This is a genomic window from Lysinibacillus piscis (genome assembly GCF_026012395.1).
Taxonomy (GTDB): domain Bacteria; phylum Bacillota; class Bacilli; order Bacillales_A; family Planococcaceae; genus Lysinibacillus; species Lysinibacillus piscis.
Map to the genome: position 1 here is coordinate 105,047 of NZ_BRZA01000004.1, position 17,437 is coordinate 122,483.

Below are 17,437 nucleotides of genomic sequence, written 5' to 3' on the forward strand. Positions count from 1 at the left end.
TACATACAGTTTAAGTTTACAAAAAAAAGAGTGATGCCCATCATTTATAGATGGTAATCACTCTTTTTGCACTTTCACTATTACTTATTTTAAGTTATAGAATGAATTTAAGCCAAGGAATTCAGATGTTGCACCAAGTTGATCTTCGATACGAAGCAGTTGGTTGTATTTTGCTACGCGGTCTGTACGAGATGGTGCACCTGTTTTAATTTGACCAGCATTTGTTGCTACTGCAATATCTGCAATTGTTGCATCTTCAGACTCACCAGAACGGTGTGAGATAACCGCTGTGTAACCAGCGCGTTTTGCCATTTCGATTGCATCAAATGTTTCAGTTAATGTACCGATTTGGTTTACTTTAATTAGGATAGAGTTACTGATACCTTGTTCAATACCAGAAGCTAATTTTTTCGTATTTGTTACGAATAAATCGTCTCCTACTAATTGTACGCGAGAACCGATACGCTCTGTTAATAATTTATGACCAGCCCAGTCGTTTTCATCTAAGCCATCTTCAATTGAAATGATTGGGTATTTTGCTGTTAGCTCTTCATACCAGTCCACCATTTCTTCAGATGTTTTCACAACACCTTCACCAGCTAAATGATATTTGCCATCTTCTTTATTGAATAACTCAGAAGATGCAACATCCATCGCTAATTTTACTTCTTCACCTGGTTTGTAGCCAGCTTTTTCAATCGCTTCTAAAATAACAGTAATTGCTTCTTCGTTAGAGCCAAGGTTTGGTGCGAAACCACCTTCGTCACCTACTGCTGTGTTATAACCTTTCGCTTTTAATACCGCTTTTAAGTTATGGAAGATTTCAGCACCCATACGTAATGCATGACGGAATGATTCTGCGCCTACTGGCATTACCATGAATTCTTGAATATCCACGTTATTATCAGCATGTGCACCACCGTTGATGATGTTCATCATTGGTACTGGTAATTGTTTTGCATTGAAGCCACCAAGATATTGATAAAGAGGTACATCTAAATAATCTGCCGCAGCATGTGCTACTGCCATAGACACACCTAGAATCGCATTTGCACCTAGCTTGCCTTTGTTTTCTGTACCATCTAGCTCGATTAATGCTTTGTCGATCACAACTTGATCAAGAACAGAATAGTTACCTTCTAATTCTTGTGCAATAATCGTGTTAACATTTTCCACTGCTTTTAGTACACCTTTGCCTAGGTAACGAGCGTTGTCACCATCGCGTAATTCTACCGCTTCGTATTCACCTGTAGATGCGCCTGATGGTACGATTGCACGACCGAATGCGCCTGATTCTGTAAATACTTCAACTTCAACTGTTGGATTCCCACGTGAGTCTAAAACTTCGCGTGCATAAACTTGTGTAATAAATGGCATAATTAATTCTCCTCTTTTTCAATTAGTGATTGTCCTGTCATTTCAACAGGCTGTGACACTTGTAATAATTCTAACATGGTTGGTGCCAAATCGGCTAAAATTCCGTCTTTTCTTAACGTAACATTTAATTTTGTTACAATGACTGGCACAGGATTTGTTGTATGAGCTGTCATCGGTGCGCCCTCTAATGTTAATACTTCATCAGAGTTACCGTGGTCAGCTGTAATAATAGCTGCTCCATCTTTTGCAAGAATCGCATCTACTACTTTTCCAAGGCATTCATCGACGGCTTCAATGGCTTTAATCGTTGGCTCTAACATACCACTATGCCCCACCATATCTGGGTTCGCAAAGTTTAACAGAATACCATCGAATTTATCAGCCTCAATTTCTGCTACTAATGCCTCTGTTACCTCATATGCACTCATTTCAGGCTTCAAATCATATGTTGCGACCTTTGGAGAGGCAATTAAAATACGTTCTTCTCCTGCAAATTTCTCCTCACGACCACCACTCATAAAGAAGGTAACGTGTGGATATTTTTCTGTTTCTGCAATGCGAAGTTGTGTTTTGCCGTTTGTCGCTAACACTTCACCAATCGTATTTTTCAAATTGTCATTTTCGTACGCAACTTGTGCATGTACCTCATCACTATAATGTGTGAAAGATACGAATTTGAGGTTTCTCGGGTGGTTTGCAGATAAAGCAAAGCCATCAAAATCACCGTTTGTGAATACTTTTGCTAATTGAATCGCACGGTCAGGACGGAAATTAAAGAAAATAATCGCATCATTATCTTCAATTGTTGCTACTGGCTCGCCATGCTCTTGAATGCTGAACGGAATAACAAATTCATCTGTTACGTCACGTTCATAAGACTCTGCTACACCACTTTTAGCACTATCAGCCGTTTGACCAACACCATCGACTAACACATTGTATGTCAGTGCCACACGGTCCCAGCGTTTATCACGATCCATCGCATAATAGCGTCCATGAATAGAAGCAAATTTACCAACACCGATTTCTGCCATTTGCTTTTCTGTTTCTTCAATATAGTCTAATGCCGTTTTTGGACCAACATCACGACCATCTAAGAAACCATGAACGAAAACTTTTTCTAAGCCTTGCTGTTTCGCAAGTTTCAATAAAGCAAACATATGCTCATAGTGGCTATGTACACCACCATCTGATAATAAGCCCATAATGTGCAGCTTTGAGTTATTCGCTTTTGCATAGTCTACTGCATCTAAAAAAGCTTGATTTGTAAAGAAGTCACCTTCACGAATCGATTTATTTAAGCGTGTTAAGCTTTGATAAACGATACGGCCTGCACCAATATTTAAGTGCCCTACTTCGGAATTCCCCATTTGCCCATCTGGTAAACCAACAGCTTCACCTGCTGCTGTTAATGTTGCATGTGGGAACGTACTCCAATAACGATCGAAATTTGGCTTGTGTGCTTGTGCTACTGCATTACCGAATGTTTCATCACGGAATGCAAAACCATCTAAAATAATTAATGCTACTGGCTTTTTAGGCATTTGCTGCCGCCTCCAATAATTTTAAATATGATGCTGGCTCTAAACTTGCACCACCGACTAAAGCACCGTCGATATGCTCTTTTGTTAATAACTCTTCAATATTTTCAGGTTTCACACTGCCACCGTATTGAATGCGTACAGCTTCAGCCGTTTCAGCACTATAAAGCTCTGCAATGACTGCACGAATAGCGCCACATACTTGGTTGGCATCATCTGCTGTTGCTGTCTTACCTGTGCCAATTGCCCAAATTGGTTCATACGCAATGACCATATGTGCCACTTGCTCAGCATCAAAACCAGCAAGTGCCGCTTTAATTTGACCAGCTACCTTTTGCTCTGTTGTGCCTGCTTCACGCTCTTCAAGTGTTTCACCACAGCAAATAATTGGCACAATATTATGTGCTAATGCAGCTGCTACTTTTTTGTTGATTGCTTCATCTGTTTCATTGTAGTATTCACGACGCTCTGAGTGACCTAACACTACATAATCCACACCAACGCTCTCCAATTGTGTTGGACTTACTTCACCAGTAAATGCACCTTCGTTTTCATAGTGCATATTTTGTGCGCCAAAAGCTAAATCAGATTCGGCTTGCATTTGCACAAGTGTTGGCAAGTAAAGTGCTGTTGCACAAATCACTGCATCTACTTTGTCATTTGAAGGGATTTTGTCTGCTACTTCCTCAACAAATTGAATTGCCTCATCCCATGTTTTATACATTTTCCAGTTACCTGCAATAATCGGTTTACGCATCGTTTTTGCCCCCAATAATTATTTATCGTTTAATGCTACAACGCCTGGTAATTCTTTGCCTTCCATTAATTCTAAGGAAGCACCGCCACCTGTAGAAACATGGTCCATTTTATCAGCAACGCCAAACTTTTCAACAGCCGCAGCAGAATCTCCTCCACCAATTACTGTATAGCCTGCTGTTGTAGCCATTGCCTCTGCTACTGTTTTTGTACCATTCGCAAACTTGTCCATTTCAAAAACACCCATTGGTCCATTCCAAATAATCAATTTAGAATTATTGATTACATCTGCATAATTAGCTGCTGTTTTAGGACCGATATCTAAGCCCATCCAATCTGCTGGAATAGCATCGATTTCTACTACTTTTGTTTCTGCATCTTTTGAAAATTCATTCGCTATAACAACATCCGTTGGCATATGTAACTGCACGCCATTTTCTTTCGCTTTCTCAATGAAGGATTTTGCTAGCTCGATTTTATCTTCTTCTAATAAAGACGTACCGATTTCATAGCCTTGTGCTTTAATAAATGTATAAGATAACCCACCACCAATAATTAGATGGTCTACTTTTTCTAATAAGTTTTCAATAACGCCAATTTTATCCTTTACTTTCGCTCCACCAATAATCGCTGTAAATGGACGTTCAGGAGTAGATAATGCTTTCCCTAAAACATCAAGCTCTTTTTCCATTAGGAAGCCTGATACTGCTGGGATATGTTTAGCAATTCCTTCTGTTGAAGCATGTGCACGGTGAGCAGCGCCAAATGCATCATTAACATAGACATCTGCTAATTGTGCAAAGCTTTGTGCAAGTGCCGCATCATTTTTCTCTTCGCCCGCATGGAAGCGTACGTTTTCAAGTAGCACGATATCGCCATCTTGCATGTTGCCAACAGCTTCTTCCACTGCTTGGCCAATGGACTCATCTAATTTTGTGACAGGCTTATTCGTTAACTCTGCTAAACGAGCACCTACTGCTGTTAAACGCATATCTTCATTGACCGCACCCTTTGGACGACCTAAGTGAGAGGCTAAAATGACTTTTGCACCTTGTTCTACTAAATATTCAATTGTTGGAATAGCTGCTCGAATACGTGTGTCATCTGTAATCGCACCGTTTTCCATCGGCACATTAAAGTCTACACGTACAAATACGCGCTTCCCTTTCACATCAATATCTTTCATCGTTTTTTTATTTAACATCAAAAAGCCTCCTTCAACATGTTAGATGTACTTCGCCTACAATTTTATAGTAGCAAAAGTCACATGCAATGTCTTGCCATTTATGAGCTAAAAATGAAAATGGAGCAAGGGCAAAATCCCTTCCTCCATTCCCCTTTGTCTACTCAGGCTATATTATTTATTGTTGAAACCTTTGCTTGCTACATATAATGCAAGGTCTAATAGACGTGCAGAATAACCACTTTCGTTGTCATACCATGAAACAACTTTTACCATTCTGTTTTCTAATACCATTGTAGAAAGACCATCGATTGTTGAAGAGCTTACGTTACCATTGTAATCGCTTGATACTAATGGTAATTCGTTGTAATCAAGAATACCTTTTAATGAACCTTCAGATGCTTCTTTAAGTGCTGCATTTATGTCTTCGATTGTTACATCTGTGTTCAATTCAGCAACTAAGTCCACACAAGATACGTTTGGTGTTGGCACACGCATAGAGAAACCATCTAATTTACCTTTTAGTTGAGGTAATACTTTTGATACCGCTACTGCAGCACCTGTAGTTGTTGGAATCATTGATAACGCACCTGCACGTGCACGACGTAAGTCAGGGTGTGGTAAGTCAAGGATACGTTGGTCATTTGTATAAGAGTGAATTGTTGTCATTAATCCACGTTGAATACCGAATTTTTCGTCTAACACTTTTGCTAATGGTGCAAGACAGTTTGTTGTACAAGAAGCATTTGATAATACATCATCTGTTTCTGGGTTGTAGCTTTCATGGTTTACGCCCATTACATATGTTGGCACATCGCCTTTTGCTGGAGCTGAAAGAATTGCTTTTTTAGCACCTGCTTGTAAATGGTAACTTAATTTTTCTCTATCGCTGAAAATACCTGTACATTCAAGAACGATATCTACATCTAACTCGCCCCATGGTAATTGTTTTGGATCTCTTTCAGCATATACTCTAATTTCTTTACCGTTCACAGTGAAAGAATTTTCTCCTGCTTGTACATCAGCGTCATAGATACCGTGTACTGAGTCATACTTTAATAAATGCGCTAGTTGACCTGCATCTGTTAAGTCGTTAATTGCAACTACTTCTACTTCACTGTTATTCATTGCTTCACGAAATACTTTGCGTCCAATACGTCCGAATCCGTTAATCGCTAATTTTACTGCCATTGTTAATTCCTCCAATTAATGTTTAATTATTTGTTTTGTGCCTTGTATAACTTCTACAAAGCTTTATCTTTAATCAATAGATGTTGCCATCTGCTGACTATAAACTAATTGCATGAGCAACTGCTTTCGCTGCTGCTTCATCTGTGATAAAAATGGTTTGTTTTGGTGCAACTTTAAAATACGATAAGATTGCTTCCAATTTTTGTTTACCTGCTGCAATCGCAATAACTTGCTTGCAGTTGTTGACCTGTTCAAGCTGAATACCAATTGTCCGAATGCGATGAACAATCGCGCCATCTGCATTAAAGTAATAACCAAAGGCCTCACTAACTGCCCCTTTTTCCTCTAATGTTTGCAAATCTTCAGGAGATGAATTACGACGAATCGCCATTTCTTCAGCAGAACCAATGCCGTGAATAACACAGTCAGCCTGCTCATAATAAGCCATCATTTCTGTTACGATTGGCTCTGTCAGCAATGCTCGATACGCTGGTTCACTTAAATATTCGGGTAAAAATAATGTGCGGTATTGTACATTCATTTGTGTAGCAAAAGTGGAAACAAGCGTGTTTGCTTGCATCTGCATTTCATGTCCAATTCCACCACGTGCAGCGACAAATGTAATATTTTCTGTGTCTGCTGTGTGTAAAAACGGTGTTAATGAAGCAACTGTTTTACCGCCAGTGACCGCTACGACTTGACCATCGAATAGTGCAGACTGAAAACATTGTGCAGCCTCTTTACCTAACAAATTTAATACGGTGTCATCCTCATTATAATCACCTGGCACAACAATCACTTGTTGTAACCCAAAGTAATCTTCTAGTCGCTTCGCTAATTGTGTGAGCCCAGACCATTCATAAATCAACGCTCTTAGCTTGTCGATGATAATTGCACCGTCTTCTGTACATACCATACCCAATTTTCGAGAATCTATTAACCCTTGCTCACGTAAAACATCTGTTTCTTTTCGGATTTCCCGTTCAGTCATTTTTAGCGAATCTGCAAGTGTTCTCCTTCCAATCGGCTGCATTAGCTGAATGGTTTGCAAAATGCGATATCTCAATTGAAGAAGCGGATACATTTCTGGAAGTAGCTTTTGCTGCGCTTCAGGTATAGATAACATCTTCATCTACTCCCTTTTATAGATGTGGGTTATTTTTTATCCCACTATATAAAATTATGTCCCACTTATAAATTTATTATAGTACGCTTTTTCATAAAGAGCAAGTAAATATTCTGTAATATGTTGTTAGTACTAACGAAAAAAATTCTTTCTATATAATAGAATAAAGAACAAAAAAAGAGTTATCCTAATAACCATTGCGTTAGGTTACTTGGATAACTTATTATTTGTGACTCCTCAATGATTCATACTTAAATTTTCCATTAATGTCGCATAATCAAGATTGCCATACTGTACAACCTGTCCTTCCTTTTCCACAACAGGAATCATCAACATATATTTTTCATGTAATACATCATCCTGCTCGATATCAATGATTTCTATTGTAAAAGGTATGTCCTCCTGTACAAGACGTAATGTCAGTAAACCATCTTCACATAAATGACAATTCACACGACTATAAAATTTAATCAGCACGTCGTATCACTCCTTCCATTATTATTGTAACAGCATCTTTTGAAAAGAAGATATCCAAAAAATCGTATAAAATCACTGAAACATTCCATACTAACTACTGCAATAAAAAATATGCTTAAGGAGGCGCTTTTTGTGTCACAATCATTTCATAATGAAACATCTGGAACAACCTCGTTCAATCAACAACAAAGCTGCAATCACGGTGGACATGAATTAATGGATATGCATGAAGCAATCGGTACAATTATTTCCGCTATGAACCATGCCATTATTTGCAGACCACATGTGAAATCCCCTGAACTCCTCAATATATTGGATCGCCAATATAACTTCACATTAGGTATGTACAACACGATTGTTGAAGCATTCAGAACGGGACATGATCCAAGTGTACCAACTGGCCGTTATCAAATGGAGACAGGTAATCAATTTAAATATGGCTTACAAGCTGGGCAGCCTAAAACACCTATGCAAAATGCTAATGAACTCAATGATGAGACAGTTTCAGGCTTTTTATTAGGTGCTCAAAAGGGTATGGCTACAGCATTTACTGCTGCTGCTACCGAAACAACTAACCCTGTTGTGCGACGAGTAGTTGCCGATAGTATTCCCAACTGTATTGAAATGGCGTATGAATTATCTATTTACCAAAATCAGCAAGGCTTCTACCAAGTCCCTCAATATTCACCACAAGACATGCAAGCATTGCTAAATGAATACGGTACAACGACTAATCCACTACATTAATACAAAAGGGCAACACAAATGGTTCATCATTTGCGTTGCCCTTTATCCCTTTATAAAACTTTACTTAAAAATGCCTTTGTTCGATTATGTTGAGGATTGCTGAAAATCTCCTCTGGCTTTCCTTCTTCCACAATATAGCCACCGTCCATGAAAATGACACGATCGCCCACTTCACGTGCAAAGCCCATTTCATGTGTAACGACAATCATCGTCATGCCTTCAGCTGCTAAATTTTTCATTACATCAAGTACCTCTTGCACCATCTCTGGGTCAAGGGCAGATGTCGGCTCATCAAACAAGATCGCTTTAGGCTTCATTGCTAATGCTCGTGCTATCGCTACACGTTGCTGTTGACCACCAGACAATTGTTCAGGATAGTTATAGGCTTTACTTGCAAGACCAACCTTTTTCAGAAGCTCCTGTGCTAATGCTTCTGCTTCTGCTTGTCCCAATCCACGAATTTGTTTAGGTGCCATCGTAATATTATCAAGCACCGTCATATGTGGAAACAAATTAAATTGCTGAAAAACCATTCCCACTTCAGCTCGGATGGTATTAATATTTGTTTTTGGATCATTGACTTGAACATTTTCAATATAAATAGAACCATCCGTAATGTCCTCTAATAAATTAATACAGCGTAAAAAGGTACTTTTCCCAGAACCTGATGGTCCAATGACACAAACAACCTCTCGCTCTTTAATTTCGCAATCGATTCCTTTTAACACTTCTAATTTGCCAAAGTATTTGTGTAAGTTTTTAATTTTAATCATGAAGCTACACGTCCTTTCGCTTTACGAGGCACATAGCTTGTACTTAAACGCTTCTCAACAAATGCTACCAGTTTTGTAACACCGTATGTTAATACTAAATATAAGACAGCTGCCACTAAATATGGTTCCCAGAAGCGGAAAGTTGCACCTGCTACCACTTTACTTGCATATAAAATATCTGGTGCAGCAATAACTGTAACTAATGATGAATCTTTTAGTAGTGCAATAAATTCATTACCAAGTGGTGGAATCATACGTCTAAATGCTTGTGGTAATATCACTTTACGCATCGCTTGCCAATGTGTTAAACCTAATGAACGTGCTGCCTCCATTTGTCCCTTTGGAATACTTTGAATCCCTGCACGGAAAATCTCTGCATTGTATGCGGCACAATTTAAAATAAGTGCTGTAATCCCCGAAACCATATATCCTAAAGAATGTCCGAATATTGTCGGAATAACGGCTAAATGAATTAATAAAATTTGTACAAGCATTGGTGTTCCACGGAATAAATCTACATAAATTTTACAAGGCCAATAAATCCATTTTTTCGTTGATAGCTTTCCTAAACCTAAAAATAATCCAAAAATAATCCCACCAAAATAGCCACTCAATGTTAATATAAGCGTTATCCCTATACCACGTATAAACATATCTCGGTAGTTCCAAACACTGTGCCAATCTAAGTCAAAGAAGTTCATTCTTCAGCCCTCCCATCAAATAAGAAGTTGGGACATAACCGATTTTTGGCTATATCCCAGCAGCTTCATACATATCAAATAATACTTCTCTATTACTTATTTGATATCAATACCTGTAATTTCTTTATACTTCCCGTTTTCTTTAATTTTTTTAAGGCCTTCATTTAATAAATCTAACAATTCTTTATTACCTTTTTTAACCATAAAGCCATAGTGCTCAATTTCAAATGTTTTATCTTCTATTACTTTTAATTTTTGGTCTGGATGTGCCTTAATGTACTCATACACAACAGCATTATCTCCAATAGTTGCGTCTACATTGCCATTTAACATTTCTTGAATAGCAATTGGTTGTGTTTCATAAGCAAAAATATTTGTACTTTTTTCACCTTGTAATTTTTGTGCTGCAACATGACCTGTTGCATTAATTTGTACAGATATCTTTTTATCCTTTAATTGCTCCAATGGTGTAATTTGTGAATCCTCTGTAATCGGTGAATCCTCTTTTACAACAATCACTAACTGTGAATTATAATATGGATCTGTGAAATCGAATTCTTGTTGGCGGTCTTCTGTAATGGTAATGCCTGACGCACCAAGATCTTTTTCGCCATTTTTAACAGCTTGGAAAACAGGTTCCCATCCAATATTTTCCCATTCCACAGCAAAGTCCATTTCATCTGCAATAGCCTGTAAAATATCTACATCAATCCCAACAATCTTCCCAGAAGCATCAACAGATTCAAATGGAGCGAAAGTAGCCTCTGTTCCAACTTTATATACTTTTTTCCCACCATCAGCAGAACCACCTTCTTTTGTACCACAACCAGCTAATACTAGCATGAAAGCAGCGACTACCATTACTAACATCGACAATCTTTTTTTCATTATTATTCCCCCTAACAAACATCTTTTAATTCTAAAATATCTGATTATTGAATTAATTATAGTAACACTCTCAATTGAAAAGCAATCGTTTTTTCAAAAAAATTATTAACAATAATTTCAATAACAAAAATCAATAATAAATATAACATAAACGGAATATTTATTCAAATTATATTTACTTTATTCATAGATTTATATGAGTGATATCGCTTGCTCATGTTTATAACGCTCCATTTTACCAAATTTCTCTATGCAAAATTTTACACACTTTGTGTAAGAAAATAAAAATTCCTTACAACCATGCTTACAATAACATTTAGACACATTTTATCCCAATAGTCGCAAATTTCTTTCATATAAATAGAAAGACCCCACAAACGTTGGTACAATAACGTTTGTGAGGTCCTTCTAAAATATAGCAAGGTTTTCTTAATAGTAAAATGGCACCCTCGGAGGGAATCGAACCCCCAGCGCAAGAACCGGAATCTTACGTGTTATCCATTACACCACGAGGGTAAATAAATACAAAAAAAAAGTACTCACTCAAGGCTTATCAAAAAGCATATTGTAGATACTCCAAATATGTGAAGCATACCAGCAAAATAGTGTAGCGTACTCTTAATCTTATGACTTTACTATTATACATATGAATGATTCATTTTTCAACTAAAAAATATAAATCTTTTTAATTAGATTTTATTGGGGTTAATATTTGACCTTTATTGACTATCGTGTGTATGATAAGGATACAGCTGAAATACATATTGTCTTTCAGCAAAGGTAGTCGAATTTTAGTTTCCAAGGAGGATTTAACATGAATTTAATTCCTACAGTTATTGAACAAACGAGCCGTGGTGAACGTGCCTATGACATTTACTCACGTCTACTAAAGGATCGCATCATCTTATTGGGCAGTGCGATTGATGATAATGTCGCAAACTCAATCGTGGCGCAGCTTTTATTCCTACAAGCTGAAGATCCAGATAAAGACATTTCACTTTACATCAACTCACCAGGTGGCTCTATTACTGCTGGTATGGCGATTTATGACACAATGCAAATTATCAAGCCACAAGTTCAAACAATTTGTATCGGTATGGCTGCATCAATGGGTGCATTTTTACTAGCGGCTGGTGAGCCTGGTAAACGTTTTGCCCTTCCGAATGCTGAAGTAATGATTCATCAACCATTAGGTGGTGCACAAGGGCAAGCAACGGAAATTGAAATTGCTGCTAAACGTATTTTATTCTTACGTGAAAAGTTAAATGGTATTTTATCAGAGCGTACTGGTCAGCCACTTGAAGTGATTGCTCGTGATACAGATCGTGATAACTTTATGACAGCTGAACGTGCAAAAGAGTATGGTTTAATCGATCATATTATGGAGAAAAAATAAGCATAAAGAAAAGGCATCCGTATACAGGGATGCCTTTTTTAATCTTCTTTTTCAATAAGAGCTGTTAAAATTGTTAGCGCTTTCTCTTCATCCCGACCTTCAGTGCTGACAATCACTTCAGCTCCCCTCGCGATAGCTAAGCTCATCACACCCATAATCGACTTGGCATTCACCTTTTTGCCGTTTTTTTCAATAAAAATATCTGCATGAAAACGGTTTGCCTCTTGTACGAACATAGCTGCCTGCCTTGCTTGTAAGCCCACTTTCAATTTAACATCCACCCTTTTTTCTATCATTCACAACCACTCCCTCAGTAGATTCTATATGAACATTCAGCGAGGACTTCCCCTCGCTAAATTATTCTTCCATTTTCCAACATTATTTACCGATGCTTTCACCATTTCTTAAAGCATCTGCAATTTCATCAATTTTTCTTAACCGATGATTCACACCCGATTTACTCACTGAGCCACTCGATACCATTTCGCCTAGCTCTTTCAATGTAACATCTTGATATTCTACACGCAATCTTGCAATTTCTCTTAGTTTCTCTGGTAGTTGATCCAGCCCAATTGTATTTTCGATAAAACGAATATTCTCCACTTGGCGCAATGCAGCCCCGATTGTTTTATTCAAGTTAGCCGTTTCACAATTCACGATGCGATTCACACTATTTCGCATATCTCGTAATATCCGAACATCCTCAAATTTCATCATTGCTTGATGGGCACTCACAATATTTAAGAAATCTGAAATTTTCTCTGCTTCTTTTAAATAGGTCACAAATCCCTTTTTACGTTCAATGGTTTTGGCATTCAATTCAAATTCATTCATCAAATCCATCAAAGCCTCACCATGTTCTTTGTATAAAGAATAAATTTCTAAATGGTAGGCAGATGTTTCAGGATTATTAACAGAGCCTCCTGCTAAAAAAGCCCCTCGTAAATAGGCTCTTTTTTGACCACTTTTCTTAATCAGTTTTTTAGAAATCGTATGGTTAAATTGAAAATCACTCGAAATGATTTCTAAATCCGTCAGCAATTCACGTGCTCCTTCTCGCACACGGCAAATATAGACGTTATTTTTTTTCAAGCGCATTTTTTTTCGTACAAGTAATTCTACATTATATGGATATAACTTCTTCATAATCGTATACAGCCGTCTCGCAATAGCTGCATTTTCAGTTTGTACGTCTAAGCTAAGCTGTTTATTGGCAAAGGATAGTGAGCCATTCATACGAATTAAGGCAGATACCTCCGCTTTCATACAATGATTGTCTGCTTCTATTTGTGTTAATTCCTTCTTTGTTTCAGAAGCGAAAGACATAAGCTCCCTCCTTTCTATACTATGTATATGTCTATTCTTTCATATACGTTAATCACTTTTTCTAGCATGGTAACCGTTCACATAATCTACTAGCCACTCAGCAACATTAGCTGAATTATGACGAACCGCCCCATCTTGACGGATAGTAGCAATATCACGCTGAATCACCTCTAAGCCCATACTCTCAAGCTTAGCTACATCAAAAGTAACTGGCTCCGCACTTTCTTCCTTATACAATTCCTTGACAGGGCTCGGCAATGTTTTATCATTCACTAAAATCGCATCAATAAATGGCTGTCCTACATGTTGATGTATAGCGTGTACATGGTCTCCCGCTGTATAGCTAATGGTTTCTCCTTTTTGCGTCATCAAATTGCATACATAAATTTTCCGACCTTTTGCTTTCAACACAGCTTCTCCAATTTCTTTGACAAGTAAATTGGGGATGATGCTTGTGTATAAACTACCAGGCCCTACTAAAATATAATCCGCACGCTGGATTGCTCGAATAGCTTCTGGTAATGCTGTCACATTTTCAGGCACTAAAAAAACGCGATGGATGCGTTTTTTAGCCATTGGGATTTTCGATTCTCCTTCAACTATTGAACCATCTTCAAACTCTGCATGTAAGTTAATTTTTTTATTTGCTGCTGGTATTACACGTCCATGTACTTTTAGCACTTTGCCCATTTCACTAATCGCCCGATTGAAATCACCTGTAATATCTGTTAATGCGGTTAGCATCAAATTACCTAGAGAATGTCCACCTAAGTCTTCTGATGTAGAAAAACGATATTGAAACATTTGCTCTACAAGTGGCTCTACATCCGATAATGCGGCAATCACATTCCGCACATCGCCAGGAGGTGGAATATCATAGTCATCACGAAGTCGCCCTGAAGAGCCTCCATCATCTGCCACTGTTACAATTGCTGTAATATCAAATGGATGATGCTTCAATCCACGAACTAATGTCGAAAGACCTGTGCCTCCTCCGATAACAACGAGCTTTGTTTGCTTCTTTTTCATTTACTCAATCCTTCCTATGATTGATATCACGATGTGTAATGAAGGCATGCTCTTTGCCAGTGAAGTATGCACCAAAGTATTCAGCCAATGTGACAGAACGATGTTGCCCACCTGTACAGCCAAAAGCAATGACAAGCTGTGATTTTCCCTCTTGTCGATATAAGGGAATCATAAATTCAAATAAATCGGTTAATTTTTGAATGAGTGTTTGTGTATCGTCTAAAGCTAAAACATATGAAGAAACTTCCGTCTGTAGACCTGTTTTATGGCGTAGCTCCTCAATATAGTATGGGTTTTTTAAAAAACGAACATCAAATACTAAATCTGCATCGATTGGAATCCCATGCTTAAAACCGAAGGACATAACATTAATTGAGAATGTATTCGTCGCATCTTTAGCAAATGCTTGTGCAATTTTTTCTCGTAAATCTTTCGGCTTCATTTTGGATGTGTTATAGACAAATTGTGCGCGTCCTTTGATTTCTGACAATAGCATTCTTTCTTGTTGAATTCCTTCTAAAGGCAAACCATTGATTGCTAAAGGATGTGAGCGTCTTGTTTCTTTATAACGTCTAACTAATGTAGCATCATCCGCATCTAAAAATAAAATACGAATCGCAATATCTTCCGCTTTTAACATTTGGTCTAAAGCATCAATAAGTGAGTCAAAAAAATCACCACCACGCATGTCCATTACAGCTGCAATACGTGTGCTATTTTTCCCTGAATCTTTTAGTAGCGTTAAAAAAGTTGTTAATAATGCCGGTGGTAAATTATCAATACAGTAATATCCTAAATCTTCAAAGCTTTGAATCGCTACTGTTTTTCCAGCACCAGACATTCCCGTGATTATCACCAATTCATGTGTACTTTGTTGATTTTCAACTATCACTGTTAAACAGCTCCCTTATATCATAATTAACTGCTACTTCGTGGTAATTCCTTTGATTAATAGTTATTAGTTAACGTTATCATAAATAACTGCTAGCTTTCCTATTCAATTGAATGCTGTATCTTTTCATGAAGCAATTCAAAATTAGTGGTATATTCAAATGTGCCATATTGAATACCTGCTGCTTGTGAAACAACAAACTGTAAATTTGTTCGATCGCCTTCAGCCATTGGTAAATGTGCTAAATCCTCGATTGGATGCCATGCTAATTTACCTTCTCGTGTTTCTTCAAATGGCGTTCCTTCGATATCTTTCGCCACGAATGTATAAAGCATCCATTCATCCACGACCATATCATTTTCTTTGATGACCATCGTATAGACACCTTTTAAATGTGCATGATGCGGGATAACATTCGTTTCCTCCTGAAATTCACGAACGGCTGCCTCATAAATGGATTCTCCGCTTTCCATTTTTCCACCTGGCGCTACATACCAGCCGCGTCTTGGTTTTTGTAATAATAAAACTTTCCCATCTTTAATGGCAAGTAAATTTGCAATTCTTTGCATAGCCACACCTCTAATCTCTTTTGCATTCTATTCTCCATTATAACAAGAGCAAGTATCATTTGTCTTGAATTCGTTCTTTCAATAAATCAATTATGCCCTAGCCTAATTGCATCTAGGTTTTCTATATGAAAGGGGAATGGGCATTTGGATACCCACTACATGCTCAGTTTTTTTGAACAGGTCCTTCACGTAATTTATTCTCAATCATAACTAAACGTTCCGCTAAAGCATCCACCTGCTTTTGTGAATGAATTGCTCTTACACCTGGCGATTGTCGCTATTGGTTACGTTGAGCTTTTCTGTAACATTCTCTAAGATAAAAAAATAAGCTACCCCACCTACAAAAGTGGAGTAGCCTATTCGGATAAAATAAAGGGGGATTGCTAATTACAACTCTTATTGTACACCCTTTGTATGTCATTCAAGTTACAACAATATTAAAAGCATATTAAAATTTACGCTTTTATTTTTTCTAACAAGTTTTCAATGTAATGCTGTGCCGCTTGTGCTGCAATACTTCCATCACCCGTTGCTGTCACAATTTGACGCAATGTTTTTTCACGTACATCACCAGCTGCAAAAATACCAGGTACATTCGTTTCCATTGTTTCATTTGTCACAATATAGCCTGCATCATTCAAAATGCCTAATGCTTGGAATGGTTTTGTTAATGGCAACATGCCGATATAAACAAAGACACCATCTGCTATAAATTCAGACTCTGTCCCATCCACTGTTGATTGTAATGTCACGCTACCCACTTTACCATTTGCTTCATTAATTTCTTTCACTGTTGCATTCCAAATGAAATCAATTTTGTCGTTGGCAAACGCACGATCTTGAAGAATTTTTTGTGCACGTAATTGATCACGTCGATGAACAATTGTCACTTTATCAGCAAAACGTGTTAAATACACGCCTTCTTCTACTGCCGAATCACCGCCACCTACAACGACAAGATTTTTTTGTTTAAAGAATGCACCGTCACATACAGCACAATAGCTGACACCACGACCACCAAGCTCTTGCTCACCAGGCACACCCATTTTTTTATATTCTGCACCAGTCGCAATAATAATAGCACGTGTTTTATATTCTTTTGCACCCGATTTAATGATTTTATATTCTTCACCATCAATAATTTCATTTACATCGCCATAAGCATATTCTGCGCCAAATTTCTTCGCATGCTCAAACATTTTCGTTGATAATTCTGGCCCTAAAATCGTTTCAAATCCTGGATAGTTTTCAACTTCTTCTGTGTTAGCCATTTGCCCACCTGGAATACCACGTTCTAGCATTAATGTGGCAAGATTTGCACGAGATGTATACACTGCAGCCGTCATCCCAGCAGGTCCTGCCCCAATGATGACAACATCATAAATTTTTTCTTCTGACATCCTAAACTCCTCCTAAACGAATACTAACTTCATCGTATGTGAAAGTGATATGTTATTCAACTAAG

Annotated in this window: 18 protein-coding genes and 1 tRNA gene; 2 read left to right on the forward strand and 17 right to left on the reverse strand. The window is 37.8% G+C overall.

The features are described from left to right. Positions 1 to 84: 84 nt before the first annotated feature. The 7 genes from eno to OPF91_RS14935 all read right to left on the reverse strand — a co-directional run bounded on the left by eno (position 85) and on the right by OPF91_RS14935 (position 7,651). Complete coding sequence (gene eno, locus OPF91_RS14905; protein ID WP_264989694.1) at positions 85 to 1,377, reverse strand: phosphopyruvate hydratase; 1,293 nt, start codon at positions 1,375 to 1,377, stop codon at positions 85 to 87. Positions 1,378 to 1,379: 2 nt separating this feature from the next. Further along, positions 1,380 to 2,921, reverse strand: a complete 1,542-nt coding sequence (gene gpmI / locus OPF91_RS14910) for a 2,3-bisphosphoglycerate-independent phosphoglycerate mutase (protein WP_264989695.1) — start codon at positions 2,919 to 2,921, stop codon at positions 1,380 to 1,382. Further along, positions 2,914 to 3,675, reverse strand: coding sequence for a triose-phosphate isomerase (gene tpiA, locus OPF91_RS14915; protein WP_264989696.1), 762 nt, complete (start codon positions 3,673 to 3,675; stop codon positions 2,914 to 2,916). The genes gpmI and tpiA overlap by 8 nt, the downstream gene beginning before the upstream one ends. Positions 3,676 to 3,693: 18 nt before the next feature. Beyond that, entirely contained in the window at positions 3,694 to 4,878 is a 1,185-nt protein-coding gene (locus OPF91_RS14920; RefSeq protein WP_264989697.1) for a phosphoglycerate kinase, read from the reverse strand. Positions 4,879 to 5,031: 153 nt separating this feature from the next. After that, positions 5,032 to 6,048 carry a type I glyceraldehyde-3-phosphate dehydrogenase gene (gap, locus tag OPF91_RS14925; protein ID WP_264989698.1) on the reverse strand — a complete coding sequence of 339 codons (1,017 nt, stop codon included), beginning with the start codon at positions 6,046 to 6,048 and terminating at the stop codon, positions 5,032 to 5,034. Positions 6,049 to 6,145: 97 nt separating this feature from the next. Beyond that, positions 6,146 to 7,174 carry a sugar-binding transcriptional regulator gene (locus OPF91_RS14930; RefSeq protein ID WP_264989700.1) on the reverse strand — a complete coding sequence of 343 codons (1,029 nt, stop codon included), beginning with the start codon at positions 7,172 to 7,174 and terminating at the stop codon, positions 6,146 to 6,148. A 237-nt stretch (positions 7,175 to 7,411) separates the two neighbouring features. Then, the gene (locus OPF91_RS14935; RefSeq protein ID WP_264989701.1) at positions 7,412 to 7,651 is read right to left on the reverse strand and encodes a glutaredoxin family protein; all 240 of its coding nucleotides are present in this window, start codon (positions 7,649 to 7,651) and stop codon (positions 7,412 to 7,414) included. 132 nt (positions 7,652 to 7,783) lie between these two features. Between OPF91_RS14935 and OPF91_RS14940 the strand changes: the two genes are divergently transcribed. Further along, entirely contained in the window at positions 7,784 to 8,398 is a 615-nt protein-coding gene (locus OPF91_RS14940; protein WP_264989702.1) for a spore coat protein, read from the forward strand. Between the two features lie 50 nt (positions 8,399 to 8,448). Here the strand turns inward: OPF91_RS14940 and OPF91_RS14945 are convergent, their stop codons facing one another. From OPF91_RS14945 to OPF91_RS14960, 4 genes are all read right to left on the reverse strand, one after another. After that, positions 8,449 to 9,171, reverse strand: a complete 723-nt coding sequence (locus OPF91_RS14945) for an amino acid ABC transporter ATP-binding protein (RefSeq protein ID WP_264989703.1) — start codon at positions 9,169 to 9,171, stop codon at positions 8,449 to 8,451. After that, positions 9,168 to 9,872: an amino acid ABC transporter permease gene (locus OPF91_RS14950; RefSeq protein ID WP_264989704.1), complete on the reverse strand. Its 705-nt coding sequence runs from the start codon at positions 9,870 to 9,872 to the stop codon at positions 9,168 to 9,170. Before OPF91_RS14950 ends, OPF91_RS14945 begins: the two co-directional genes overlap by 4 nt. A 96-nt stretch (positions 9,873 to 9,968) precedes the next feature. Further along, positions 9,969 to 10,760 carry a basic amino acid ABC transporter substrate-binding protein gene (locus tag OPF91_RS14955; RefSeq protein WP_264989706.1) on the reverse strand — a complete coding sequence of 264 codons (792 nt, stop codon included), beginning with the start codon at positions 10,758 to 10,760 and terminating at the stop codon, positions 9,969 to 9,971. Between the two features lie 441 nt (positions 10,761 to 11,201). Next, positions 11,202 to 11,276, reverse strand: a tRNA-Arg gene (locus OPF91_RS14960). 298 nt (positions 11,277 to 11,574) lie between these two features. On the opposite strand from OPF91_RS14960, the gene clpP reads away from it, so the two are divergent. After that, a complete protein-coding gene (clpP, locus tag OPF91_RS14965; protein WP_264989707.1) occupies positions 11,575 to 12,156 on the forward strand; it encodes an ATP-dependent Clp endopeptidase proteolytic subunit ClpP in 582 nt (193 codons plus the stop codon). Positions 12,157 to 12,194: 38 nt separating this feature from the next. Here the strand turns inward: clpP and OPF91_RS14970 are convergent, their stop codons facing one another. The 6 genes from OPF91_RS14970 to trxB form a co-directional block, all read right to left on the reverse strand. Next, entirely contained in the window at positions 12,195 to 12,452 is a 258-nt protein-coding gene (locus tag OPF91_RS14970; RefSeq protein ID WP_264989708.1) for an HPr family phosphocarrier protein, read from the reverse strand. Between the two features lie 82 nt (positions 12,453 to 12,534). Next, a complete protein-coding gene (gene whiA, locus OPF91_RS14975; protein ID WP_264989709.1) occupies positions 12,535 to 13,482 on the reverse strand; it encodes a DNA-binding protein WhiA in 948 nt (315 codons plus the stop codon). 48 nt (positions 13,483 to 13,530) lie between these two features. Then, positions 13,531 to 14,511, reverse strand: a complete 981-nt coding sequence (gene mgfK / locus OPF91_RS14980) for a gluconeogenesis morphogenetic factor MgfK (protein ID WP_264989710.1) — start codon at positions 14,509 to 14,511, stop codon at positions 13,531 to 13,533. 4 nt (positions 14,512 to 14,515) lie between these two features. After that, the gene (gene rapZ, locus OPF91_RS14985) at positions 14,516 to 15,403 is read right to left on the reverse strand and encodes an RNase adapter RapZ (RefSeq protein WP_264989711.1); all 888 of its coding nucleotides are present in this window, start codon (positions 15,401 to 15,403) and stop codon (positions 14,516 to 14,518) included. A gap of 101 nt (positions 15,404 to 15,504) precedes the next feature. Beyond that, entirely contained in the window at positions 15,505 to 15,972 is a 468-nt protein-coding gene (locus OPF91_RS14990) for an NUDIX domain-containing protein (RefSeq protein WP_264989712.1), read from the reverse strand. Positions 15,973 to 16,427: 455 nt separating this feature from the next. Further along, on the reverse strand, positions 16,428 to 17,372 hold the full coding sequence (gene trxB, locus OPF91_RS14995) for a thioredoxin-disulfide reductase (protein ID WP_264989713.1): 945 nt from the start codon (positions 17,370 to 17,372) through the stop codon (positions 16,428 to 16,430). Positions 17,373 to 17,437: the final 65 nt, after the last annotated feature.